Below are 22,513 nucleotides of genomic sequence, written 5' to 3'. Positions count from 1 at the left end.
GCGCCATGGCAACCATCGAGGTAAAGGTCCCCGACCTCGGGGATTTCGACGCCATCCCCGTCATCGAGATCCTGGTGAAGCCCGGCGACACGGTCGCCAAGGAGGATTCACTCGTCACGCTCGAGTCCGACAAGGCCACCATGGAGGTGCCGTCGTCGCACAGCGGCGTGGTGAAGGCGATCCAGGTGAAGGTGGGCGACAAGGTCTCGAAGGGCACGGCGCTGCTCACGATCGAGACGAGCGCCGAGGCATCTGCGCCCGCGGCGGCGCCGAAAGCCGCGGCGCCTGCTCCAGCACCCGCACCCGCCGCGGCAGCACCGGCGGCAGCAGCACCCGCCAGCGCGGCGCCCGCTCCTGCCGAGCCCAAGCGTTCCCCGGCGGAACTGCGCGCCGAGCTCAAGTCCACGCTCGCGAGCCTCGATGCCGACCTGCACGCGGAAGTGCTCGTGCTGGGATCAGGCCCCGGCGGCTACACCGCCGCCTTCCGATCCGCGGACCTCGGCAAGAAAGTCGTGCTGGTCGAGCGCTATCCCGTGATCGGCGGCGTGTGCCTGAACGTGGGCTGCATCCCGTCGAAGGCGCTGCTGCACGCGGCGAAGGTCATCGCCGATGCCGAGGAGATGGAGGACCTCGGCGTCACCTTCGGCCACGCGAAGATCGATCTCGACAAGCTCCGCAAGTTCAAGGACGACGTGGTGGGCAAGCTCACCAAGGGCCTCGCCTCGATGGCGAAGGGCCGCAAGGTCACCGTCGTCACCGGCAAGGCGGCGTTCGCCAGCCCGCACACGCTCGAGGTCCAGACGGCGGAGGGCAGGAAGACCATCTCCTTCGACAACTGCATCATCGCCGCCGGCTCGCAGTCGGCGCAGATCCCGGGCTTCCCGTACGACGACCCGCGCCTCATGGACTCCACCGGAGCGCTGGAGCTGAAGGATGTTCCCAAGCGCATCCTCATCATCGGCGGCGGCATCATCGGCCTCGAGATGGCGACGGTCTACGACGCGCTCGGCTCGAAGGTCACGGTGGTGGAGTTCCTCGACCGCCTCATTCCCGCGGCCGACCCGGACATCGTGAAGCCGCTCCACCGACGCATCGAGAAGCGCTACGAGAAGATCCTGCTCAAGACCAAGGTCGCGAAGCTGGAGTCCACCGACGCCGGACTCAAGGCCACGTTCGAGAGCGCGGACAGCGGCACGCCCGCGCCGGCCGCGGAAGTGTATGACCGCGTGCTCCTCTCCGTCGGCCGGCGGCCCAACGGCAAGAACATCGGCGCGGACAAGGCCGGCGTCACCGTGAACGACCGCGGCTGGATCCCCGTGGACAACCAGATGCGCACGAACGTCGCGCACATCTTCGCGATCGGCGACATCGTCGGCGAGCCGATGCTCGCGCACAAGGCCACGCACGAGGGCAAGCTCGCCGCGGAAGTGATCGCGGGCATGAGCCACCACGTGTGGGACGCGCGCACGATCCCCAGCGTCGCGTATACCGATCCGGAAGTGGCCTGGATGGGCCTCTCGGAAGCCGACGCGAAAGCCCAGGGCATCGAGTACGACAAGGCCGCGTTCCCGTGGGCCGCGAGCGGCCGGGCCCTGGGCATGGCGCGCTCGGAAGGCCTCACCAAGGTGCTCTACGCGAAGGACACGAAGCAGATCCTCGGAGCCCACATCGTCGGCGTGAATGCCGGCGAGCTGATCGCGGAGACGGTGCTGGCGCTCGAGATGGGCGCGGACGCCGAGGACATCGGCCTCACGATCCATCCGCATCCGACGCTGTCCGAGACGGTGTTCTTCTCCGCCGAGATGGCGGAAGGCACGATCACGGACATGATGCCGGCCAAGAAGGCGTAGCGCGCCGCTACGCCTTCGGGCGGCGCAGGCGCCCGGTGTAGACCGAGGCCGCCGGGATGGCGCAGCCCGAGGCGATCGCGAGCAGCGCCCACGCCGAGCCGCCCAGCGTGAGCCAGCACGCGGCCGACCAGCACGCGGCGCCCGCGAACTCCAGCAGGTTGACGCCGATGTCCTGCTTGCGGCGCTTGAGATCGCGCCCGCCGCCCGGATCCGCGAGCATCACCTGCACGATGCCGCTCGCGAACGACGCGACGGCGGCGAATGCGGCCACCGCCAGCGCCACGCCGATGGAGCTGAGCGCATACCAGGCGACGAACGGAGCGACGATCACCGCCACCGGCACCAGCGCGGCCATCACCTTGAGGCGCAGGGCCTGGCTCGCGGACACCGGAGCGCTGCCGATCAGGTCGGGCGCCTCCTCGCCGCTCGCGGCGATCCACGCGAGATTGCCCGAGAGGCTCGAGGCGAGCAGCACGAGCGCGGGCGCCACCAGCAGCGCCACGTCGTGGCCGCGCGAGAACACCAGCACCAGCGGCAGCGCATAGAGCGCCTGCAGGAAGGTCATGCCGATCAGCGCCGGGTCGCGCGCGATCAGCGTGAGCTCTTTCATGACCACGAGCCGCGTGAAGCTCGACGTCCGGAAGGCGCGCGCCGGCCTCGATCCGCGCGACCGTGGCGCGGACGTCACCGCCTGTGGCGCCTCCTGCACCGCGTGGATGAACGCGCGCTGCGTGAGGCGCACGGTCAACGCGAAGAACCCCACGCCAAGGACCACGATCACCAGGAGCGGCAGGAGCTCGCCGCCGAACGCGCGGAGCGGCCAGCCGAGCGGGCTGTCGGGAAGCAGCAGCGCGGCGAGCGGCGAGGCATCGATCCAGCGCGCCACCTCCGCCGCGCGCTCGCGCCCGAGCATTTGCGGGATCTGCATGCCGAGGATGAGGGACACGCCGAGAACGGCTCCGAGCACCTGGGCCACCGTCCGTGCGCGCCGCAACCCGAGCAGCCTCACGAGGCCGAGCGTCCCCGCGAGCGCGACCGCCGCGCAGGCGAGGCCGAGCGAGAGCATCACCGGATAGGCCGCGAGCAATCCCGGATGCCCCGCGAACGGTCCCATGTTGGCGAGCGGCACCCACGCGATCGCGATCACGCCGACGGAGCCCAGCGCGATCGCGATGCCGCGCACGGCGTAGATCGTCGCCGCAGGCACGGGTGCGGCCAGCATCAGGTCGTAGTCGCCTCGCTCGAGGATCGCGCGCACCGCGAGCCCGAACGCGACCGAGACCTGCGTCGTGAGGATGAAGAGCAGGCCGAGATACACGGTGAGCGGCAGCCGGTGGAGGATCTTGTCCGCGTCGAATCCGCGCGCCATGAAGTAGGCGGCGAAATGGCCGGCGATCACGAGGAGGCCAAAGAGCACCCACATCACCTTGGAGCGGATGCTGCCCGTCGTGCGCCAGCCGATGCGCAGCTCGTGGGCCAGCAGCCAGGGCCAGCCCGGCGGCTCAAGCAGGCGCATCGCCCGGCTCGCGCGTGAGCGCGAGGAAGATGTCCTCCAGCGTCTCGCCCTCGCCCGAGCGCGCGCGCAGCTCCGCCATCGTCCCCTGCGCCGCGATGCGCCCGCGCGAGATGATGCTGATGCGCTCGGCGAGGCGCTCGGCGATCTCGAGGATGTGCGTGGTGAGCAGCACCGTGCCGCCGGCGCGCACGCGCTCCAGCAGGAGGTCCTTCACCAGGCGCGCGGCACCGGCGTCCAGGCCGGTGAGCGGCTCGTCGAGGATCAGCAGCTCGGGCTCGTGGATCAACGCGCCCGCGAGAGCGAGCTTCTGGCGCATCCCGCGCGAGAAGGCATCGGCGCGTTCCCGGCGGCCCTCGAGCCCCAGCATCGCGAGCAGCTTCTCCGCGCGCTCCCGGGCCACGGCCGCATCGACGCGCCACAGGCCGGCAACGAACTCGAGGTACTCCATCGCATCGAGCTTGCCGTAGAGCTGCGGGTCGTCGGGAAGGAAGGCCATGCGGCGCTTGGCTTCCATCGCGTCGTCGGCGATGTCGTGGCCCAGCACCGTGACGCGTCCGGCGTCGGCGCGGGCGAGGCCGGCCACGATGCGAAGCGTCGTCGTCTTGCCGGCGCCGTTCGGGCCGAGGAGCGCGTGGAACTCGCCGCGCGGAATCGAGAGGTTGAGGCCATCGACCGCGACGTTGCCGCCGAACTGCTTGTAGAGCGTCGTGATCTCGAGCGCGCCGCTCAAGGCAGCACCGCCGGCACCACGAGGGCGAGCGCGGCGATCACCGTGAGGCGGGTCGCGTTGAAGAAGCCTTTCGGCTTCGCCTCGACGTCCACGATGCCGGCGACGTCCTTCGTGCTGTCCAGCACCGGCACGCACGCCTCGGACTGCACGCCGTCGTCGCAGACGTAGAAGCCGCCGCCCGCCTCGACGTGCTTGGCCACGTCGTCGATCACCGTGGCGCGGCCGGTCAATCCCACCGTCGCGTTGGTGCTGCGCTCGGCGAACTCGCGCGTGAGCGGAAACTCGGCGCGGCTCGGCCGGCCGATGTACGAGAGCTTCACGAGCACCGGGATGCCCGCGGCATTCGCGCGGCGCTGGTAGATGCCGATCCAGTCGGCTCCGGTCGTCTCCTGCACGCGCTCGATCAAGCGCTCCATCAGCGCGAGCCGCCGCGTCGTCTGGTCGCTGCGCCCGCCGAGGATCCCGGTGAGGTCATAGGGAACCGGGGCCAGTTGGTCCACGATCGAGCAGGTGCCGTCCTCGGTGAGCATGGGCACGGGATAGGTATAGAGCGATGCGGCCGAGCCGATGTCGACCTTTTCCGTCATCGCCTCCAGCAGGTCGCGGATGGCGAGCTCCACGTCGCCCACGCGCCCTTCGATCGATTCGAGCCCCGCCATCCGCAGGTAGGCGGCGATGCGCTCGCGGTTGGTGTCCATGCCCATCGTCAGGTCTTCGCGGTTTGCGGTTGGACGGCCGCGAGCGCGGGACGTTCGTCCCACACGATGTCGAGATTCCGGGAGCGCATCCAGTCGGCGACCGCGAGGCCGGTGGCGCGCCGCCAGGGACGCAGCTCCGCGGGCTTGTAGCGCTTGTACTCGGCGAGCTCCGGGCTCAGCTTCACCGTGCCGCGCGTCACGACGTGATAGCAGAGCATCACCTCGTTCTTCCGCTCGAAGATGTAGTTGCCGATGATGTTGGCTTCCACCACGTCCAAGTCCAGCTCCTCCTTCACCTCGCGGGCCACGCCGGCCTTCGGGTCTTCACGCGCCTCGAGGTAGCCGGTGACGAGCGCGAACCAGCCGTCGGGCCAGCCCTGGCCCCGCGCGAGGATGATCTCGCCCTCGTGCTCGACCAGCGCGCCGACCGCGGGCGTGGGATTGCCCCAATGGACGTAGCCGCAGGACTCGGCGGGGCAGGCGAGGCGGTCGATCAGCCCGGCATCGTCGGCAATGGGACGCCGGGCGAGCTCGGTGGCGCAACGGGGGCAGAAGCGGAATTCCATGGCGCCATTTTCTCATGGCCGGAGCCCTCCTCCAGCACCGCGACATAAGCCGCCACCATCGCCTCCAGCGAGTGGTCCGAGTGCACCCGTGACTGGGCACGGGCCGCGCGCCGGCGGCCTTCCCCGAGGTCGGCCATCGCGGCGAGCATCGCCTGCGCCAGATCCCCCGCCGAGACGTCCTCCGCGAGAAGCCAGCCCGTATCGCCGTCGCGGACCACCTCGCCCGTGCCTCCGCTCGCGTTCGCGATCACCGGGATTCCCGCGGACATCGCCTCCAGTACGGCATTGGGCGAGCCCTGGTGCGTGCCGAGCACCACGATCGCGGTCCAGGGCTCGGCGAGGCACGCGAGGTCGAAATCGGCACTGCGGAAATGCACCGGAAGGCCTTGTGCCAGCGACGCGATGCGGCTTCCGTATTCGGCATGCCGCGGCTCGACCGGTCCGACGATGTGAAGCTCCACGTCCGCGTGGCGCTGCGAGACGTGCCGCAGCGCTTCGATCACGACCTCGAGCCGCTTGCTCGGGGCGATGCGGCCGTTCACGAGGAATCGCGGAGTCTCCGGAACGGGGCTTGTCGCCGGCGCGCGTGCAACGCCGTTGGGAATGACGGCGACTCGCCGGCAGGGCGGATGCGTCGCCGCATCGTGCTTGAGCACCAGCGCATTCAAGCGGCGGTAGTACGCCAGCGCATCGAAGTCGTGCGCGCGGGCGACTGCATCGCAATCGTCGAGCTCCTCGAACGCGTAGGCGCCCGGGCTCACGTCCACGATGCGAAGCGCCGGCGGCGCGAACTTGGCGACGAGGAGCTTCACGCCGGGCGCGGCGTTCCAGAAGCAGAGCGTGCGCGCGCCGCGCCGCGCGGCCTGCGCGAGCAGGGACTCGGCGATCGCGGCGTCATCGCGATCGAGCGTGGCGCGAAAGCAATCGACGCCCGCTGACATCAGCTCCATCGCGAAGGCCGAGTGCGTCGACTCGCCGCACACCGCGACGGCGAACGCATGGCGTTCGCGCACCCGATCTGCGCGCAACGTGCGTACGAGATTGACCAGCGAGCGCTGGGCGCCACCGGCGTTGAGGTTCGCCGTCACGAAGAGCGTGTCGATCGGCGCCACCGGGCGCTCGCGATGCGTGAGCGACAACGATGCCGCCCTGGGCGCACGCGCGAACGGACTCGGCTGCAGCCGCTCGCGCACCGGCAGGACGGCGAGGCGCGCCGCGAACTCGCGGACGCTCGCCCGCGCCGGCAGCAATTGCAGGCCGGCGTGATGGATCTCGGACTGGCCGCCCACGTCGGTCGCCACGACGGGCAGCCCCGCCGCGAGCGCTTCCTGCGCGGCGATCGACAAGCCCTCGAAGCGGCTCGTGTTGAGCAGCGCGTCGCTCGCGGCGAGATAGGGCGCGATCGAGTCGACCCACCCGGGGAGCCGAAGACGCGCGGTCACGCCACGTTCGAGCGCGGCATCGAGCACCTCGTCCAGGACCTCGAAGCCGCGAGGCTCGAGGACGCCGCCGAGGACGACGAGGTACGCATCGCGCGAGCGCGCGACTTCGACCAGGACCTCCACGGCGCGGGCATGGTCCTTCTGCGCCTTCAGCGCGCCCACGGCCGCGATGACGAAGGCCCCGGGCGGAAGGGCGAGCGCCGCGCGAATCTCTCGGCGGACGGCTGGATCGCAGGCCGACGGGGGCACGCCCGGCCGGTGGCGGATCGTCACGATCGGGACGCGGCACCCGGCGGCGCGCATCTCGTCCTGCACGCGTTGCGCGCATGCGACCGCCCGGGGGACGTTGGCTTCGGTCCACGACGCAGGGTCGTTGCGCCAGCCCTCACGCGCGTTGTGCACGGTGGGCACGGTACGAACGCCCGCGGTCCACAAGCGGGCGAGCAGCACATCGGTGACGAGGTGGACCGAGACGGGAGGCCCGCCGCGCCAGTCGCTCGCGAGCGCGTCGAGGAAATCCTCCGGGGATTCACGGCCGCGCGTGCGTACGCGGATCGCGGCCGGCGGAGCAAGCGCGTGGCGCCGCCCGTGCAGCACGGCGAGCTCGATCTCGCGCCCTCTTTCCGCTTCGGCGGCGAGCCACTCGATCACGATGCGTTCCGCGCCGCCGGGAGCGAGCGAGGCGATCAGGACGCGCAGCACTCCGCGCGCATCGTCCACCGGCAGGAGGCCGGGGACCGCAGCCGCAAGCGGAAGTACGGCACCGTCCATCTAGTAGCTCGAGCTGGTGCTCGTGCTCGTGTCCGCGGCTGCGGCTGCGCCCGAGCTCGTGTCGCTGCTCGTGTCGGTGCCGGTGCTCGTGGACGTCGAGTCGTCCCAGCTCCCCGACGCGCCGCCTCCGTCGAAGGTGCCGCCTCCGCCAACCGGCGCGGGGCTCACGCCGTCATCCCGCGAGGTCGAGAAGGAATGCGAGGACGAATCGGAGCTCGAATAGCTGGAGTCGGAGTCGTGGGCGTCGGCCAGCGGTGTCGCGAACGCCCAGCCCTTCTTCTGCGACCATTTGAACTCGCGGCGTGGATGCCAGTAGCGAACGCGCGGGATCTTGTCCATCACGTTCACCGTGAGCTTGCCCTCCCCGACCCGCAGCACGCCGCCCTCGGGAATCTCGTCGTAGAGAAACTGGCCCAGGAGCGCGCCGGACTCGTCTCGCATCTTGTACGGCACGCGAAGGTGGCCCGGCTCGATTTCCACGGCATGCACGCCGAGGCCCGGGGGATTCTTCCAGGTCGCGGAAGCGGTCCGGGAAGCGGCGGCCCGCTTGCCGGAGCGCTGTGCGCGCACGAATTCAACGAGGCGTTCGGGATGGAAGTGAGGCTGGAGGTCCGGGAACATCGAGACGAAGAGCGCCTCGTCGCGCCGGCTCGACTTCCCGCGCCGCGCAACCCCGGCGATCTTCCCGACGACGCTGTAGATCCAGGCCCCGATCGCCAGAAGGATCGCGGCCATGACGAGATATCCGACCCAGGTCATCGCGAGCGGCCCTCCCCGGCCGCGCGTGCTGCCGCTACAGGCGCTGCTCGACCCAGTCCCTCACGGATTCGAGCGCCGCCGGGAGCGCGGCGGGGTTGGTGCCGCCCGCCTGCGCCATGTCGGGCCGCCCGCCGCCCTTGCCGCCGACCTGCGTGGCGACGAAGTTCACGAGCTCGCCCGCCTTCACCTTGGCGATGAGGTCCTGCGTCACGCCCGCGATGAGGCTCACCTTCTCGCCCTCGCTCGCGGCGAGCACGATCGCGCTGCTCTTCAGCTTGTTCTTCAGCTGGTCGAGCGTGTCGCGGAGCGTCTTCACGTCCGCGCCATCGAGCTTCACGGCCAGGACCTTCACGCCCTTCACGTCCACCGCGCTGTCGGCGAGGCTGTCGCCCTGGCTGGACGCCATCTTGCCCTTCAGCTTCGCGAGCTCCTTCTCGAGGACCTTCACGCTCTCCATCACCTGCGCGAGCTTGAGCTCGATCTCCTGGGGCTGCGACTTGAGCGCCTCGGCCACGTGGGCCACGCGCTCGCGGTCCTGCTGCGAAAGCTGCACCGCCACCGTGCCCGCGACGGCCTCGACGCGGCGGATGCCGGCCGCGACGCCGCCTTCGGAGACGATACGAAAGAGGCCGATGTCGCCCGTGCGCGCGACGTGCGTGCCGCCGCAGAGCTCGCGCGAGGAGCCGATGCCGAGCACGCGCACTTCGTCGCCGTACTTCTCGCCGAAGAGCATCATCGCGCCCGACTTCTGGGCTTCGTCGATCGGCATCACCTCGGCGGTGGTCGCCTCGTTCTTGAGGATCTCCGCGTTCACCAGGCCCTCGACGCGGCGGATCTCGTCCGCGGTCATGGGCTGGTTGTGGCTGAAGTCGAAGCGCGTCTTGTCCTCGTCGACGAGCGAGCCCTTCTGCTGCACGTGGTAGCCCAGCACCTCGCGCAGCGCCTTGTGCATCAGGTGCGTGACGGAGTGGTGGCGCATCGTGCGGGCGCGCTTGTCGAGATCCACGTTGGCGGCGAGCGTGTCGCCCACTGCGAGCTCGCCCGTGGTGACCACGCCGTGGTGGCCGAACACCTCGGGCTGGATCTTCTGCGTGTCCTGCACCTGGAACAGCGTGAGGCAGGCGCCGCCCTTGGTGAGCTCGCCGCGGTCGCCGACCTGGCCGCCGGATTCCGCGTAGAACGGCGTGCGGTCGAGGACCACGATGCCTTCCTCGCCCTGCGAGAGGCGCTCGACGCCGCTGCCGTTGCGATAGAGGGCCACGACGCGGCCTTCCTCGGACATCGACTCGTAGCCGCGGAACGCGGTCTTGGCGCCCTTGTAGTCGAGCGCGGCACCTTGCTTGAACTTGGAGGCGGCCCGCGAGCGCTCCTGCTGCGCGGTCATCGCGGCATCGAACGCCTTCATGTCGATCTCGAAGCCGCGCTCGCGCCCGATGTCGGCGGTGAGGTCGACCGGGAAGCCGTAGGTGTCGTAGAGCTTGAAGGCGGTGTCGCCGTCGAGGTGCTTCGCATCCTTGGCGAGCGCCGTATCCAGCATCGCCATGCCGTTCTCGAGCGTCTCGCCGAAGCGCTCCTCTTCCTGCTTGAGCGTGGCGATGACTTTCGCTTCGGCTTTCGCGAGCTCGGGATAGGCCTCGCCCATCTCCTTCACGAGGTCGGCGACCAGCTTGTAGAAGAACGGCTGCTTCCGGCCCAGCTTGTAGCCGTGGCGCATGGCGCGGCGGGCGATGCGGCGCAGCACGTAGCCGCGGCCTTCGTTGCCCGGAATGACGCCGTCGACGACGAGGAAGGCGCAGGCGCGGATGTGGTCCGCGATCACGCGCAGCGACGGCAATGCGAGGTCCTTCATGCCCGTCTCGCGGGCTGCCGCCTTCACGAGCGACTGGAAGAGATCGATCTCGTAGTTCGAGTGCACGTGCTGCAGCACGGCGGTCAGGCGCTCGAGGCCCATGCCCGTATCCACCGACGGCTTCGGCAGCGGATTCAGCGCCCCCGACTCATCGCGGTTGAACTGCATGAACACGAGGTTCCAGATCTCGATGTAGCGGTCGCCGTCCTGGTCGGGAGAGCCCGGGGGGCCGCCCGCGACGCCGGGACCGTGGTCGTAGAAGATCTCCGAGCACGGGCCGCAGGGGCCGGTGTCGGCCATCTGCCAGAAGTTGTCGCTCTCGTACTTGCGGCCACCCGGCTTGTCGCCGATGCGGATGCAGCGCTCCTTCGGGATGCCGATCTCGTTGGTCCAGATGTCGAAGGCCTCGTCATCCGTGTGGTAGACCGTCGTCCAGAGCTTCTCCTTCGGCAGGCCGTAGTGGACCGTGAGCAGCTCGAACGCGTACTTGATCGCGTCGCGCTTGAAGTAGTCGCCGAAGCTGAAGTTGCCGAGCATCTCGAAGAACGTGTGGTGCCGCGCGGTGTAGCCCACGTTCTCCAGGTCGTTGTGCTTGCCGCCAGCGCGGAGCGACCGCTGGGCCGTCACGGCGCGGTTGTAGGGACGCTTCTCCTGGCCCAGGAAGACGTCCTTGAACTGGACCATCCCGGCGTTGGTGAACAGCAGCGTCGGGTCGTTGCCCGGCACCAGGGGGCTCGAGGCCACGTGGGTGTGGCCCTTCGAGACGAAGTAGTCGACGAACTTCTGGCGGATTTCTTTGGTTTTCATGAACTTACGGAAGGCATCGCGGGGTGCGAGGCAATCCGTAAGGATACCAAGGTCGCCGTCCCAAAGGGACTGGGGAAAGAACTACGGAAAAGCACCAACACAGAGGACACAGAGGGGGCACAGAGGACACAGAGGACACAGAGGACACAGAGAAAAGCAGCCTTGGATCAAGACGGTGACGTGAATGACACCCACGACCCTGAAGAGCCTTGGTTTCTCCGTGTCCTCTGTGCCCCCCTCTGTGTCCTCTGTGTTGAGGCTTTAGTGGGTATTACTTGAGGGCGTAATCGAAGTCGTAGAAGTGCTTGCCCTGCTCGATGCGAATACCCAGGGCTCCCTCGAGCCCAGCCAACTCGCCGGTACCGGAGTCGGGAACGACCTTCACTTCGAGCGAAGCGGCCCCACGATTCATCACGCCCGTGTGATGCAGCATGAATGTGCCGGGCTTGCCGCCCAACGTCCCCGCGACGCGCTCGACCGCTACGTACGCCGCCGAGCCTTTCGTGCTCGTCATCGCAGTGAGCATCTCGCCGACGCTCGTGGCCTCGAGCTCACCTCGATACTGCTTGTCGAGCGACATGCGCCCGAGGCCGGCGCCCGCGTCGCCCTTGTCGCTCGCCTGGGGCGTGATCTTCACCTCGAACTCGCCCGAAATCTTCACGTTTAGCGGGAGAGCTGGCTGACCTGGACAGGAGCTACGGCGGTGCGGATCGCGGAAGGCGACTCGGGCAGCAGGGTGATTGCCAGCGCGGCAACCAGCACGCCGATCGACACGAGGTTCTGGGTGCGGGGACTCATGGGAAGGTCTCCATCTGCTTCAGGAAGCGGAAGATTTGGTCGAGGGGGAAGCCGCGTCCCTGCAGGAAGCGCACCTGCCGGGCTTTGTCCTGCTCATCGCCAGGCAGGTCGCGGAAGCGCGAGCGCCAGATGCTCTCGATGTTGGAGACACCGTCGGCACCCGCCGCCTTCACGCCGGCGGCGATGATCTCGTCGGCGAGGCCGCGGCCGCGGAGGTAGTGCGCGAGCTTGAGCGGGCCATAGCGGCGCGCCTTGGCTCGCGCCGCCATCTCCGCGAAGCGCGCATCCGAGATCCAGCCCCGGGCCGCGAAATCGTCGAGCAGGACCGTGACATCCTCGCCCTCCGCCGCGTGGGCCGCGAGCTTGCGCCGCAGCTCCTCGCGCGAGTGCTCCCGCCGCGCGACGAGCCGAAGCGCCCTCGCTCGAAGCGACGGTTCGGACTTGGTTGCCATGAAGGCCCAGGCCATGGACAAGAAGGCAGACTCGGTGCCGTTACTCGGCGTCGGCGGCGTTCGCGTCCACGGGCATGCCGCCCGCGATGCCGATGGCCTCGCGGATCTTGCGCTCGATATCGGCGGCGACGACCTTGTTGTCCTTCAGCCACTCGCGCGTGTTGTCCTTGCCCTGGCCGATCTTCTCGCCGTTGTAGGCGTACCAGGCCCCGGACTTCTCGATGATGCGGTGGTTGACCCCCATCTCGATGATCTCGCCCTCGCGGGAGATGCCCTCGTTGTAGAGGATGTCGAAGTCGGCGGTCTTGAACGGGGGCGCGACCTTGTTCTTCACGACCTTCACGCGCGTCTCGTTGCCGATGACCTCTTCACCGCGCTTGATGGAGCCGATACGGCGGATGTCGATGCGCACCGAGGCGTAGAACTTGAGCGCGTTGCCGCCCGTGGTGGTCTCCGGGTTGCCGAACATGACGCCGATCTTCATGCGGATCTGGTTGATGAAGATCACGAGCGTGTTCGAGCGGCGGATGTTGCCGGTCAACTTGCGCAGCGCCTGGCTCATGAGGCGGGCCTGCAGGCCCATTTGCGGCTCGCCCATTTCGCCCTCGATCTCGGCCTTGGGCGTGAGCGCGGCGACGGAGTCGATGACGACGCAATCGACCGAGCCGCTTCGCACCAACATATCCGCGATCTCGAGCGCTTGCTCGCCGTTGTCCGGCTGCGAAAGCAGGAGCTCGGAGATATCCACGCCCAGGCGCTGGGCGTACTGCGGGTCGAGCGCGTGCTCCGCGTCGATGAAGGCGGCGGTGCCGCCGAGCTTCTGGATGTTGGCGATCACCTGGAGGGTGAGCGTGGTCTTGCCCGAGGATTCCGGACCGTAGATCTCGCACACGCGGCCGCGGGGAAGCCCGCCGATGCCGAGCGCCATGTCGAGGCCGAGCGAGCCCGTGGAGACCGCCTGGACGTCGTTGGCGATTTCGTCGGCGCCCATCTTCATGATGGAGCCCTTGCCGAACTGCTTCTCGATCTGCGAGAGCGCGGCGGCAAGCGCCTTCGACTTGTTCTCGTCCATCTTGTCCGTCTTGGAGTCGGAGGGAGGGGTGGAGATGACTTTGAGCATTGGAATTATCCCATTCGTTGAGTTGAAGTTTCCGCCCAGGTTCAGCGCGTTCTGCGCGCCAAACCCGCCATCACACCGAAAATCTCCAGGCCGCCACGAGGACGGATGACCGGATAGGCCTTGTTCGCGGGCTTCAGGACGAACTGGCTCTTTTCCCGATCCAGGTACTTCACGGTGAATTCGTTGTCGACGATGGCGACGACGATGTCGCCCACGTTCGCATTGGGTTGCTGCTCGACGACGATGAGGTCGCCGTCCTTGATGCCGGCGTCGATCATCGAGTCGCCCTTCACTCGCACGAGCGAGGTCTTGGAGGGCAGGCGGACGAGGTAGTCGTCCAGGGTGATCAAATCGTAGCCATCCGAGATGGCGGGGTTGGGCAGGCCGGCCTGCACCGGTTGGTCCGTGAGCCGGCGCTCGAAGAAGCGCGGGCCGGGCTTCAGCTGCTTATCGGGCGTCCAGTCGAGGATGCGGGCTTCTTCCAGGCGCTTCACGATCTGCGACACCCAGGATTTCGCCGAGACGCCCCACAGCGTGGCCAGGACCGAATACGACGGGATGACCTTGTGCTCGGCGTAGTAGTCCTGGAGCTTCTCCAGGTACGCCGGGTCGACCGTCGGTTTCAGGGGATTCAACGCCACGCTTCGCCTCGCAGATGACAGAACGCCGGGGTTTGACAGAACAATCGTTCTCAGAACGAATGTTCTGCAAATTACCGAACGGTCGTTCTGTTGTCAAGCGTTTTGCTACTGCGGCGTCTTTTCGAGGGCGTTCAGCAGGCCTTTCAGTGCAATTTCAACGGCTTGGCGGCGGACGGCCTCCCGATCCCCGGCCAATTGGTGGGACTCCACCCGGGCCGCCCCACCCCGGACGCACCAGGCAAACCAGACGAGGCCGACCGGTTTGTCGCGGCTCCCCCCATCGGGGCCGGCAATCCCGGTGACCGCGGCGGCGGTATCCGCCCGGCTCCAGCGAAGCGCGCCCAGCACCATCTCGCGCGCGGTGGCCTCCGAGACCGCGCCGTGCGTGAGCAGCGTCTCGACCTTCACGCCGAGCTGCTCTTCCTTCGCGGCATTGCTGTACGTGATGAAGCCGCGATCGAGCCACGCGGAGCTGCCCGGAATGCGCGTGATTGCTTCCCCCAACCCGCCGCCGGTGCACGACTCGGCCAGGACCAGCATGCGGCCGCGCAGCTTGCAGACTTCGCCCACCTGGCGGGCGAGCGCGGTGATGCGGTCCTCGCTCAACGGCGCTCTCCCTCGCGTCCCCGGTACCAGTAGAGATACTGCTCGGTGAATCCGAACGCCTTGTAGAGCTCGCGTGCGGGCGTGTTGTCGCGCTCGACCTGCAGGTACGCCGTACGCGCGCCGTCCTGCCACGCACGAGCGAGAAGTGCAGCGACCAGCCGCCTCGCGAGGCCGCGCCGGCGTTGCGAGGCGTGCACGACGATGTCGAAGAGGCCCACGCAGTTGTCCTCGAGGATCGCGAGCCCGGTCGCGACGGGCGTTCCGCCCTCCACGATCGCGAGCGGGTGCATCGGAAGCAAGCAGGCCTCGAGGCGCGCGTAGTGGCCTGCGCGCTGCTCGCCCGACGAGCCCCGAAGATCGCCCACCGCACCCACCCATTGGGACAGGCCCATCGGCTGTGCGCCCTCGCCGGCCGCCGGCGCCGTGGCAAGCGATGCGCTCTCCACCGCGGTGTAGTCGAACGTCCCGTAGCCGCGCCGCTCGAGCTCGGCATCGAGGCCGGACGGCTCGCTGAACGGCGTGATGCGGAAGATCGCGGGCAGGCCCGACGTTCCGTACAGGCGCTCGCAGTAGGCGATCTTGTCCGCGAGCGCGATCGTCGAGGGATAGACCGCGTTCACGGAGCGCGCGCGCTTGGCCTTGCCGGGCTGCAGGCGCAGCAGCCAGCCGTCATAGAGAAGTTGCCCGGGAGGGGCCGAGGAATTGAGGGAGAGCTCCTCGAGGCGCCGTGCCTCGAGGCTCATGGGCGCAGCCGCTTGCCCGTCGCGGAATCGAAGAAGTACGTCTTCCCGGGCATCGCTGCGACGCCGAGGGCCGAGCCCGGCTCCGGCGTGGCGTGGCCGTCGACGCGAACCACGAGCGTGTGGCCCGCGAACGCGCAGTGCAGGAGGGAATCCGCGCCGAGGGCCTCGACGGTGTCCACCTTGAGGTCGAAACCCGCGCCGGGGACGAGGTGCTCGGGGCGCACGCCGACCGTGATCGCCTGCGGTGCGTTCGCCTGCAACGCGGCCGGCAGCGCGACGCGTACGCCCTGGCCGACGTCCACCTCGTTGCCCGTGCGCTGGCCGGGCAGGAAATTCATCGCCGGCGAGCCGATGAAGCCGGCCACGAAGAGGGAATTGGGATCGTCGTAGACGTCGATCGGGCGGCCCACCTGCTCCACCACGCCGGCGTTCATCACGATCATGCGGTCGGCGAGCGTCATCGCCTCCACCTGGTCGTGCGTGACGAAGATGCTCGTGGTGCGAAGCTCCCGGTGCAGCTTCTGGATCTCCAGGCGCATCTGCACGCGAAGCTTCGCGTCCAGGTTGGACAGCGGCTCGTCGAAGAGGAACGCGGCCGGCTCGCGCACGATCGCCCGGCCCATGGCCACCCGCTGGCGCTGGCCGCCGGAGAGCTCGCGCGGCTTCCTCTGCAGCAGCGGGCCCAGCTCGAGGATCTTGGCGGCGCGCTGCACGCGCGTCTCGATGTCGGCCTTGGAGAACGAGCGGATGCGAAGCCCGTAGGCCATGTTGTCGTACACCGTCATGTGCGGGTAGAGCGCGTAGTTCTGGAACACCATCGCGATGTTGCGGTCCTTCGGCTCCACCTCGTTCACGCGCTTGCCGCCGATGGCGATCTCGCCTTCGGTGATGGGCTCCAGGCCCGCCACCATGCGCAGCAGCGTGGACTTGCCGCAGCCCGAGGGCCCGACGATCACGATGAACTCGCCGTCGGCGATCGCCACGTCCACGCCGTGGATCACCTGGACCTTGTTGGCGTAGGTCTTCCGTACGCCCGAGAGCTTGATGTCGGCCATCTATTTTTCCGTGTCCACGAGGCCCTTCACGAACCACTTCTGCATGAGGATCACCACGGCCGCGGGCGGCAGCAGCGCCAGGATCGCGGTGGCCATGATGAGGTTCCATTCGTTCGACGCGTCGCCGCCGGCGATCATTCGCTTGATGCCGATCACGGTCGTGTACATCGACTCTTCCGTGGTGATCAGCAGCGGCCAGAGGTACTGGTTCCAGCCGAGGATGAAGAGGATCACGAAGAGGGCGGCCATGTTGGTCTTCGACAGCGGGACGACGACGTCCCAGAAGAAGCGCAGCGGCCCCGCCCCGTCGATGCGCGCGGCCTCGGCCAGCTCGTCGGGGATGGTGAGGAAGAACTGCCGGAAGAGGAACGTCGCCGTGGCCGAGGCGATGAGCGGCAGGATCAACCCCGGGTAGGAGTTGAGCAGCCCGAGATCGGAGGCGACCTTGTACGTCGGGATGATGCGAACCTCGATCGGCAGCATGAGCGTCACGAAGATCATCCAGAAGAAGAACGTGCGGCCGGGGAAGCGGAAATACACGATCGCGAAGGCCGAGAGGATGGAGATCGAGATCTTGCCGAGCGCCACGCACACGGCGACCACGAAGCTGTTGACCAGCATCGTCGAGACCGGCGCCGACGAGCCCTTCTGCGACCCGGCAGTGAGCACCTGCGAATAGTTTTCCCAGAGCTGGTCACCGGGGAGCAGCGGCATTGGCACCGTGACGATCTGGTCGTAGGTGAGCGTGGAGGCGACGAACGTCACGTACAGCGGGAAGGCGACGACGATCACCCCGAGGATCAGCACGAGGTGCTGGAAGGCGCGCAGCAGCGGGCGGTTTTCGACCATCTAGTACTGCACCTTCTTCTCGACGAAGCGGAACTGGATCACCGTGAGCGTGATCACGATGAACATGAGGATCACGGACTGCGCTGACGAGCTGCCGAGGTCCTGGCCCTTCACGCCGTCGTGGTACACCTTGTAGACGAGCACCTGCGTGGCCGCCGCCGGGCCGCCTTGCGTGGTCGCGTCGATCACGCCGAAGGTCTCGAAGAACGCGTAGACGATGTTCACCACGAGCAGGAAGAACGTGGTCGGCGAGAGCAGCGGGAAGACGATGGTCCAGAAGCGGCGCGTGGGGCTGGCGCCGTCGATCGCCGCGGCCTCCATCAACGCGCGCGGGATGGACTGCAGCCCCGCCAGGAAGAACAGGAAGTTGTAGCTGATCTGCTTCCACACCGAGGCGATCACGATCAGCAGCATCGCCTGCTGGTCGTTGATGATCCAGTTCCAGTCCACGCCCATCTTCTTCAGCAGGTAGGTCACGATGCCGATGGAGGGTGCGAACAGGAACGCCCAGAGCACACCCGCGATCGCGGGCGCCACGGCGTAGGGCCAGATGAGGAAGGTCTTGTAGGCCATGGCACCGCGAACGACGCGGTCCGCGGCCGTGGCCAGCAGCAGCGCGATCGAAAGCCCCGACACCGCGACCAGCAGGCTGAAGACGATCGTGACCTTGAACGACTCGATGTAGCGCCCGTCATGGAACAGCTCGGTGAAGTTCTGGAACCACACGAACTGCGAGCTGGTGCCGAACGCGTCCTGCACGAGGAACGAGTAGTACACGGCCTGCGCCGCCGGCCAGAAGAAGAAGATCACCGTGACGGCGATCTGCGGCGCCAGCAGCGCGTACGGCAGCCATTTCGACTGGAAGACGACGCGCTTTTCCACGGGGGATCAGCCTTTGTTCGCGGCCTCGAACTTGCGCAGGATCTCGTTGCCGCGGCGCACCGCTTCGTCCAGCGCGGCCTTCGGCTCCTTCTTGCCGGTGAGCGCGCCCTCGATCTCCTCCTCGATGGCCTCGCGGCCCTGCACGAAGTTGCCGAAGCGAAGGCCCTTGGAGTTGGCCGTGGGCGGCTTGTTGGTGAGCTGCTTCACCGCGATGTCGGCACCCGGGTTCTTCTCGTAGTAGCCCTGCTTCCGCGTGAGCTCGTAGGCGGCCTGCGTGATCGGCACGTAGCCGGTGCTCTGGTGCCAGTCGGCCTGGACTTCCGGCTGCGAGAGGTAGGCGAAGAATTTCGCCACGCCCTTGTACGAGTTGTTGGTCTTGCCACCCATGGTCCAGAGCGAGGCTCCGCCGATGATCGAGTTCTGCGGCGCGCCCTTCACGTCGTCATGGTAGGGAATGAAGTTCACCGACCACTCGAACTTGGCGGTGCGCTTGATGTTGGCCTGCGCGCCCGAGGACGAGGTGAGCATCGCGCACTCGCCGCTCGAGAACTTGGCTTCCGCCTGGTTGCCGCGGCCGGCGTAGGTGAAGAGGCCCTTCTTCGCCATGTCGGTGAGCATCGTGAGGTGGCGCACGTGCAGCGGCGAGTTGATCTGGAACTCCGTGTCCAGCCCCGCCATGCCGTTCTCCTTCGAGCCGATCGGCACGTTGTGCCAGGCCGAGAAGTTCTCGATGTGCATCCAGGACGGCCAGCCCGAGGTGTAGACGCAGGATTGGCCCGCGGCCTTCAGCTTGTCCGCCGCGGCCTGGAACTCCTTCCACGTCTTCGGCGGCTTGTTGCCGTCGAGGCCCGCCTTCTTGAAGGCGTCCTTGTTCACGTAGAAGACGACCGTGGAGCTGTTGAACGGGAACGAGAGCATGTTGCCCTTCGAATCCGTGTAGTAGCCGGCGACCGTGGGCAGGTAGACCTTCGGGTTGAACGGCTCGTCGGCATCCTTCATCACCTTGGCGATGGGGATGACGGCGCCCTTGGCGGCCATCATGGTGGCGGTGCCGACCTCGAAGACCTGCAGGATGTGCGGGGCGTTGCCGGCGCGGTAGGCGGCGATCGCGGCCGTCATCGACTCGCCGTAGCTGCCCTTGTAGGTCGCGACGACCTTGTATTGGGTCTGCGTGGCGTTGAACTTGGTGGCGAGCTCGCCCACCTTGTCGCCCAGGGCGCCGCCCATGGAGTGCCAGAACTGGATCTCGGTCTGCGCGGAAGCGCTCGTGGCGGCCAGCGCCAGCGCGGCCAGGATGAACTTGCGGAACATGGGGAATCTCCTCGGATTGCAGCGATTGCGGCGGGTGTTTTTCGGCCGATTCTACATCAGGCGAAACACGCACTTGTCACGAAAAACCCCGCCGGAGGCGGGGTTTGGGGGAATCAGTCGTCGTCCTTCTTGATCAGCGACTTGAGCGAGCCGAAGAGGCCCTTTTTCTCCTCCGGCGGCGGGGGCGGCGGCGCGGCGGCCGGACCGCGCGCATGCGGCGGCGTGTACGGCACCTGGACCTGCGGCTTGGGCTTGGGCGGCGGCGCGGCGGGCCGTACGTTCAGCACCGACTTCTTCACCATCTCCGGGAACACCGTGGGACGGCCGATGAAGAACTTGGCGAATTCCTCGACGGCGCCCTCGACGAACTCCTGCGCGGTCAGGTTGAAGAGATCCACCTCGAACGCGGCGACGTTCTTGGTGACGATCTTGATCTTGCCCGTCTCGTGGTCGCCCTCGATCTTGCCCTGGACGCGGAAGTCGCAGACGACCTTGAAGATCTCGTGCGTGATGACCTTGCGCTGGTCGCGGAACTGCTCGCCCTTGTGCTCGATGTTGTTGGACCAGAGGAAGTCGCGGAACTTCTCCATCTCGTCCGGGCCCTTCTTCACCGTGAGCACCTTGTCGGACCACACGCGGTAGCCGACGTGGACCTCGCCGTAGTAGTCCTTGTCGATGAAGTGCTTCGAGCGGAAGTCGCAGTGGAAGTCCTTCACCACGAGCCCGGTGATGTCGGCCAGCGTCGGGATCTTGTAGGTGAACGGGCATGGCATCTGCACGACGTTGAGCTGCTTGCCCAAATCGTTCAGGTAAAGGAAGTTCCGCCGCAAGGCGAGGTCCACCGCGACCGCGTTTGCACGGAGGCTCTCCGTGCGGTCGGTGTCCTGTGCCTTGAGGGCGTCTGCCTGTTTCTTGAGGTCGTCTAGAAGTCCCACGGAACCCTCCTGCGATTCCGGATTAGCAACGCGAATCTTAACGTATCATCGCCGCAAAATCTTGCCCGTCCTCCATGAAGGCCGTTCTCGCCCTCGACCAAGGCACCACGAGCTCTCGCGCCATCGCCTTCGGCCATGACGGGCGCATCCTCGCTTCCGCCCAGCAAGAATTCCGCCAGATCTTCCCGCGCCCGGGCTGGGTGGAGCACGACGCCCTCGAGATCTGGAGCACCCAACGCGACGTCGCCGCGCTCGCCCTGGGCCGCGCGGGCCTTTCGGCAGGCGAGATTTCGGCGATCGGCATCACCAACCAACGCGAAACGACGGTGCTCTGGGACCGTCGCACCGGAGCGCCCGTCGCCAACGCGATCGTCTGGCAGGACCGCCGCACCGCGTCCGCATGTGACGCCCTGCGACAGGCCGGACACGAGCGCCTCTTTGCCGAGCGCACCGGGCTCGTGCTCGATGCGTACTTCTCGGGAACGAAGCTCGCGTGGCTGCTCGACAACGTTCCGGGAGCGCGTGAACGCGCCGAGCGCGGCGAGCTCGCCTTCGGCACCGTGGACACGTGGCTCGCGTGGAACCTCTCCGGTGGCGCCGTCCACGTAACCGACGTGAGCAACGCCTCCCGCACGCTGCTCTTCGACATCCACGCGCTCGCCTGGGACGAGGAGCTGCTCGGCTTGCTGCGCATTCCCCCGCAAGTGCTTCCCAAGGTCATCGACTCGAGCGGCATCGTCGCGCGCACGCGCTGCGAGGGGCTGCCGGAAGGCTTACCGGTCGCGGGCATCGCCGGCGACCAGCAGGCCGCGCTCTTCGGGCAGGCCTGCTACACGCCCGGCATGGCGAAGAACACCTACGGCACCGGCTGCTTCATGCTGATGAACACCGGCACCACGGCGCCCGCGTCGCGCAATCGCCTCCTCACCACGGTGGCATGGAGGAAGGCGGGCGAGGTGCGCTATGCCCTCGAAGGCAGCGTGTTCATCGCGGGGGCGGCGATCCAATGGCTGCGCGACGGCCTGGGCCTCATCGGAAAGGCGAGCGAGATCGACGCGCTCGCGGCGAGCGTGCCGGATGCGGGCGGCGTGCACTTCGTGCCCGCGCTCTCCGGCCTGGGCGCCCCGTACTGGGATCCTCGAGCCCGCGGGACGATCGTGGGCATCACGCGCGGCACGACCCGGGCGCACCTCGCTCGGGCGACGCTGGCCTCGATCGCGTTCCAGAGCGCGGAGCTGCTGGAGGCCATGACGGCCGACTGCGGCCTGCCGCTCAAGGAGCTGCGTGTCGACGGCGGCGCGACCGCCTCGGACCTCCTCATGCAAACGCAGGCCGATCTCCTCGGCGTTCCGGTGGTGCGGCCGAAGGTCGTCGAGACCACTGCGCTGGGCGCCGCCTACCTGGCCGGGCTTGCGACGGGGTTCTGGAAGGACGAGGCCGAGATCGCCTCCCTGTGGGCTCGCGACCGCGTCTTCGAGCCCACTCGCTCGCGCGAGGAAGCCGGCCGTCACCTGGCCGAGTGGAAGCGCGCCGTCGAGCGCTCGCGGGACTGGGCCCGCGACTAGGCCATGCGCAGGAAATGCTCGCGGTAGTGCCGCAGCTCCGCGATCGATTCGTGGATATCGGCGAGCGCCTCGTGCTTGCCTTCCTTCGTGAAGCTCGCGATCACGTCCGGGCGCCAGCGCTTGGCGAGCTCCTTCAGCGTCGACACGTCGACGATCCGGTAGTGCAGGTAGGCCTCGAGCTCGGCCATGTAGAGCGCCATGAAGCGGCGGTCCTGGTGCACGGTGTTGCCGCACAGCGGGGCCACGCGGGCGGCGACGAAGGGCTTGAGGAAGTCGACGAGGATGCGCTCGGCCTGCGCTTCGTCCATCGTCGAGGCCTTCACCTTGTCGATGAGCCCCGAGCGGCCGTGCGTTGCCTTGTTCCAGGAGTCCATGCCCTCGAGAACGGCGTCGGACTGGTGGACCACGAGGACGGGTGCCTCGCCGAGCACGTTCAATTCGGCGTCGGTGACCACCATCGCCACCTCGAGGATGCGCTCGCGTTCGGGAACGAGGCCCGACATCTCCATGTCTATCCAGATGAGCGGGGTCTTGTCCAGTGCCATATGATCTCGATGAAATGAAAATG

General features: G+C 67.8%; 22 protein-coding genes. 2 read left to right on the top strand and 20 right to left on the bottom strand.

The genetic code is table 11. From position 1 onward, the window contains the following. Positions 1-5 precede the first annotated feature (5 nt). On the top strand, positions 6-1,850 hold the full coding sequence (gene lpdA / locus DSM104443_RS07370; protein WP_171090878.1) for a dihydrolipoyl dehydrogenase: 1,845 nt from the start codon (positions 6-8) through the stop codon (positions 1,848-1,850). A gap of 7 nt (positions 1,851-1,857) precedes the next feature. Here the strand turns inward: lpdA and DSM104443_RS07365 are convergent, their stop codons facing one another. The 19 genes from DSM104443_RS07365 to DSM104443_RS07280 form a co-directional block, all read right to left on the bottom strand. Further along, positions 1,858-3,366, bottom strand: a complete 1,509-nt coding sequence (locus DSM104443_RS07365; RefSeq protein WP_171090876.1) for a hypothetical protein — start codon at positions 3,364-3,366, stop codon at positions 1,858-1,860. Then, a complete protein-coding gene (locus DSM104443_RS07360) occupies positions 3,353-4,096 on the bottom strand; it encodes an ABC transporter ATP-binding protein (RefSeq protein ID WP_171090874.1) in 744 nt (247 codons plus the stop codon). Before DSM104443_RS07360 ends, DSM104443_RS07365 begins: the two co-directional genes overlap by 14 nt. Next, positions 4,093-4,794: a GAF domain-containing protein gene (locus DSM104443_RS07355; RefSeq protein WP_171090872.1), complete on the bottom strand. Its 702-nt coding sequence runs from the start codon at positions 4,792-4,794 to the stop codon at positions 4,093-4,095. The genes DSM104443_RS07360 and DSM104443_RS07355 overlap by 4 nt, the downstream gene beginning before the upstream one ends. A gap of 8 nt (positions 4,795-4,802) precedes the next feature. Next, entirely contained in the window at positions 4,803-5,360 is a 558-nt protein-coding gene (locus tag DSM104443_RS07350; protein ID WP_171090870.1) for an NUDIX domain-containing protein, read from the bottom strand. Next, positions 5,288-7,573, bottom strand: a complete 2,286-nt coding sequence (locus DSM104443_RS07345) for a glycosyltransferase (RefSeq protein WP_171090868.1) — start codon at positions 7,571-7,573, stop codon at positions 5,288-5,290. The genes DSM104443_RS07350 and DSM104443_RS07345 overlap by 73 nt, the downstream gene beginning before the upstream one ends. Next, positions 7,574-8,308, bottom strand: coding sequence for a hypothetical protein (locus tag DSM104443_RS07340; protein WP_171090866.1), 735 nt, complete (start codon positions 8,306-8,308; stop codon positions 7,574-7,576). Positions 8,309-8,366: 58 nt separating this feature from the next. Beyond that, positions 8,367-10,988 (bottom strand): alanine--tRNA ligase, encoded by a 2,622-nt coding sequence (gene alaS / locus DSM104443_RS07335; RefSeq protein WP_171090864.1) that lies wholly within the window; start codon positions 10,986-10,988, stop codon positions 8,367-8,369. A 271-nt stretch (positions 10,989-11,259) separates the two neighbouring features. Beyond that, positions 11,260-11,649 carry a DUF3224 domain-containing protein gene (locus DSM104443_RS07330; RefSeq protein ID WP_171090863.1) on the bottom strand — a complete coding sequence of 130 codons (390 nt, stop codon included), beginning with the start codon at positions 11,647-11,649 and terminating at the stop codon, positions 11,260-11,262. A gap of 2 nt (positions 11,650-11,651) precedes the next feature. Further along, positions 11,652-11,786, bottom strand: coding sequence for a hypothetical protein (locus DSM104443_RS22015; RefSeq protein ID WP_281359552.1), 135 nt, complete (start codon positions 11,784-11,786; stop codon positions 11,652-11,654). Continuing rightward, positions 11,783-12,238 (bottom strand): recombination regulator RecX, encoded by a 456-nt coding sequence (recX, locus tag DSM104443_RS07325; protein WP_171090861.1) that lies wholly within the window; start codon positions 12,236-12,238, stop codon positions 11,783-11,785. Before recX ends, DSM104443_RS22015 begins: the two co-directional genes overlap by 4 nt. 40 nt (positions 12,239-12,278) lie before the next feature. Then, positions 12,279-13,310 carry a recombinase RecA gene (gene recA / locus DSM104443_RS07320; RefSeq protein ID WP_171096296.1) on the bottom strand — a complete coding sequence of 344 codons (1,032 nt, stop codon included), beginning with the start codon at positions 13,308-13,310 and terminating at the stop codon, positions 12,279-12,281. An 89-nt stretch (positions 13,311-13,399) separates the two neighbouring features. Beyond that, complete coding sequence (locus DSM104443_RS07315) at positions 13,400-13,993, bottom strand: LexA family protein (protein WP_246232593.1); 594 nt, start codon at positions 13,991-13,993, stop codon at positions 13,400-13,402. Positions 13,994-14,104: 111 nt separating this feature from the next. Continuing rightward, positions 14,105-14,605, bottom strand: a complete 501-nt coding sequence (locus DSM104443_RS07310; protein WP_212757025.1) for a CinA family protein — start codon at positions 14,603-14,605, stop codon at positions 14,105-14,107. Beyond that, complete coding sequence (locus tag DSM104443_RS07305) at positions 14,602-15,348, bottom strand: GNAT family N-acetyltransferase (RefSeq protein ID WP_171090859.1); 747 nt, start codon at positions 15,346-15,348, stop codon at positions 14,602-14,604. The genes DSM104443_RS07310 and DSM104443_RS07305 overlap by 4 nt, the downstream gene beginning before the upstream one ends. After that, positions 15,345-16,403: a sn-glycerol-3-phosphate import ATP-binding protein UgpC gene (locus DSM104443_RS07300; RefSeq protein WP_171090857.1), complete on the bottom strand. Its 1,059-nt coding sequence runs from the start codon at positions 16,401-16,403 to the stop codon at positions 15,345-15,347. The genes DSM104443_RS07305 and DSM104443_RS07300 overlap by 4 nt, the downstream gene beginning before the upstream one ends. Beyond that, a complete protein-coding gene (gene ugpE / locus DSM104443_RS07295) occupies positions 16,404-17,252 on the bottom strand; it encodes a sn-glycerol-3-phosphate ABC transporter permease UgpE (RefSeq protein WP_171090855.1) in 849 nt (282 codons plus the stop codon). It abuts the gene before it with no gap. Continuing rightward, complete coding sequence (ugpA, locus tag DSM104443_RS07290; RefSeq protein WP_171090853.1) at positions 17,253-18,134, bottom strand: sn-glycerol-3-phosphate ABC transporter permease UgpA; 882 nt, start codon at positions 18,132-18,134, stop codon at positions 17,253-17,255. Positions 18,135-18,140: 6 nt separating this feature from the next. Further along, a complete protein-coding gene (gene ugpB, locus DSM104443_RS07285) occupies positions 18,141-19,445 on the bottom strand; it encodes a sn-glycerol-3-phosphate ABC transporter substrate-binding protein UgpB (RefSeq protein ID WP_171090851.1) in 1,305 nt (434 codons plus the stop codon). 113 nt (positions 19,446-19,558) lie between these two features. Next, entirely contained in the window at positions 19,559-20,380 is an 822-nt protein-coding gene (locus DSM104443_RS07280) for a hypothetical protein (protein ID WP_171090849.1), read from the bottom strand. 74 nt (positions 20,381-20,454) lie between these two features. Here DSM104443_RS07280 and glpK point away from each other — a divergent pair, with 74 nt between their 5' ends. Beyond that, on the top strand, positions 20,455-21,945 hold the full coding sequence (gene glpK, locus DSM104443_RS07275; RefSeq protein ID WP_171090846.1) for a glycerol kinase GlpK: 1,491 nt from the start codon (positions 20,455-20,457) through the stop codon (positions 21,943-21,945). Here the strand turns inward: glpK and orn are convergent. Next, a complete protein-coding gene (gene orn / locus DSM104443_RS07270; protein WP_171090844.1) occupies positions 21,942-22,490 on the bottom strand; it encodes an oligoribonuclease in 549 nt (182 codons plus the stop codon). The two genes, glpK and orn, sit on opposite strands and share 4 nt — an antisense overlap. Positions 22,491-22,513: the final 23 nt, after the last annotated feature.

This window comes from Usitatibacter rugosus (genome assembly GCF_013003965.1).
GTDB classification, from domain to species: Bacteria; Pseudomonadota; Gammaproteobacteria; order Burkholderiales; family Usitatibacteraceae; genus Usitatibacter; species Usitatibacter rugosus.
The sequence above is the reverse complement of the archived record's forward strand: the minus strand, read 5'-3'. Positions and strand labels throughout refer to the sequence as shown.

Bases quoted from the DNA above. Each gene is read 5' to 3' on its own strand.
- lpdA (WP_171090878.1), top strand. From the start codon at position 6: ATGGCAACCATCGAGGTAAAGGTCCCCGACCTCGGGGATTTCGACGCC.
- DSM104443_RS07365 (WP_171090876.1), bottom strand. From the start codon at position 3,366: ATGCGCCTGCTTGAGCCGCCGGGCTGGCCCTGGCTGCTGGCCCACGAG.
- DSM104443_RS07355 (WP_171090872.1), bottom strand. From the start codon at position 4,794: ATGGACACCAACCGCGAGCGCATCGCCGCCTACCTGCGGATGGCGGGG.
- DSM104443_RS07350 (WP_171090870.1), bottom strand. From the start codon at position 5,360: ATGGAATTCCGCTTCTGCCCCCGTTGCGCCACCGAGCTCGCCCGGCGT.
- DSM104443_RS07345 (WP_171090868.1), bottom strand. From the start codon at position 7,573: ATGGACGGTGCCGTACTTCCGCTTGCGGCTGCGGTCCCCGGCCTCCTG.
- DSM104443_RS07340 (WP_171090866.1), bottom strand. From the start codon at position 8,308: ATGGCCGCGATCCTTCTGGCGATCGGGGCCTGGATCTACAGCGTCGTC.
- alaS (WP_171090864.1), bottom strand. From the start codon at position 10,988: ATGAAAACCAAAGAAATCCGCCAGAAGTTCGTCGACTACTTCGTCTCG.
- DSM104443_RS22015 (WP_281359552.1), bottom strand. From the start codon at position 11,786: ATGAGTCCCCGCACCCAGAACCTCGTGTCGATCGGCGTGCTGGTTGCC.
- recX (WP_171090861.1), bottom strand. From the start codon at position 12,238: ATGGCAACCAAGTCCGAACCGTCGCTTCGAGCGAGGGCGCTTCGGCTC.
- recA (WP_171096296.1), bottom strand. From the start codon at position 13,310: ATGGACGAGAACAAGTCGAAGGCGCTTGCCGCCGCGCTCTCGCAGATC.
- DSM104443_RS07305 (WP_171090859.1), bottom strand. From the start codon at position 15,348: ATGAGCCTCGAGGCACGGCGCCTCGAGGAGCTCTCCCTCAATTCCTCG.
- DSM104443_RS07300 (WP_171090857.1), bottom strand. From the start codon at position 16,403: ATGGCCGACATCAAGCTCTCGGGCGTACGGAAGACCTACGCCAACAAG.
- ugpE (WP_171090855.1), bottom strand. From the start codon at position 17,252: ATGGTCGAAAACCGCCCGCTGCTGCGCGCCTTCCAGCACCTCGTGCTG.
- ugpB (WP_171090851.1), bottom strand. From the start codon at position 19,445: ATGTTCCGCAAGTTCATCCTGGCCGCGCTGGCGCTGGCCGCCACGAGC.
- glpK (WP_171090846.1), top strand. From the start codon at position 20,455: ATGAAGGCCGTTCTCGCCCTCGACCAAGGCACCACGAGCTCTCGCGCC.
- orn (WP_171090844.1), bottom strand. From the start codon at position 22,490: ATGGCACTGGACAAGACCCCGCTCATCTGGATAGACATGGAGATGTCG.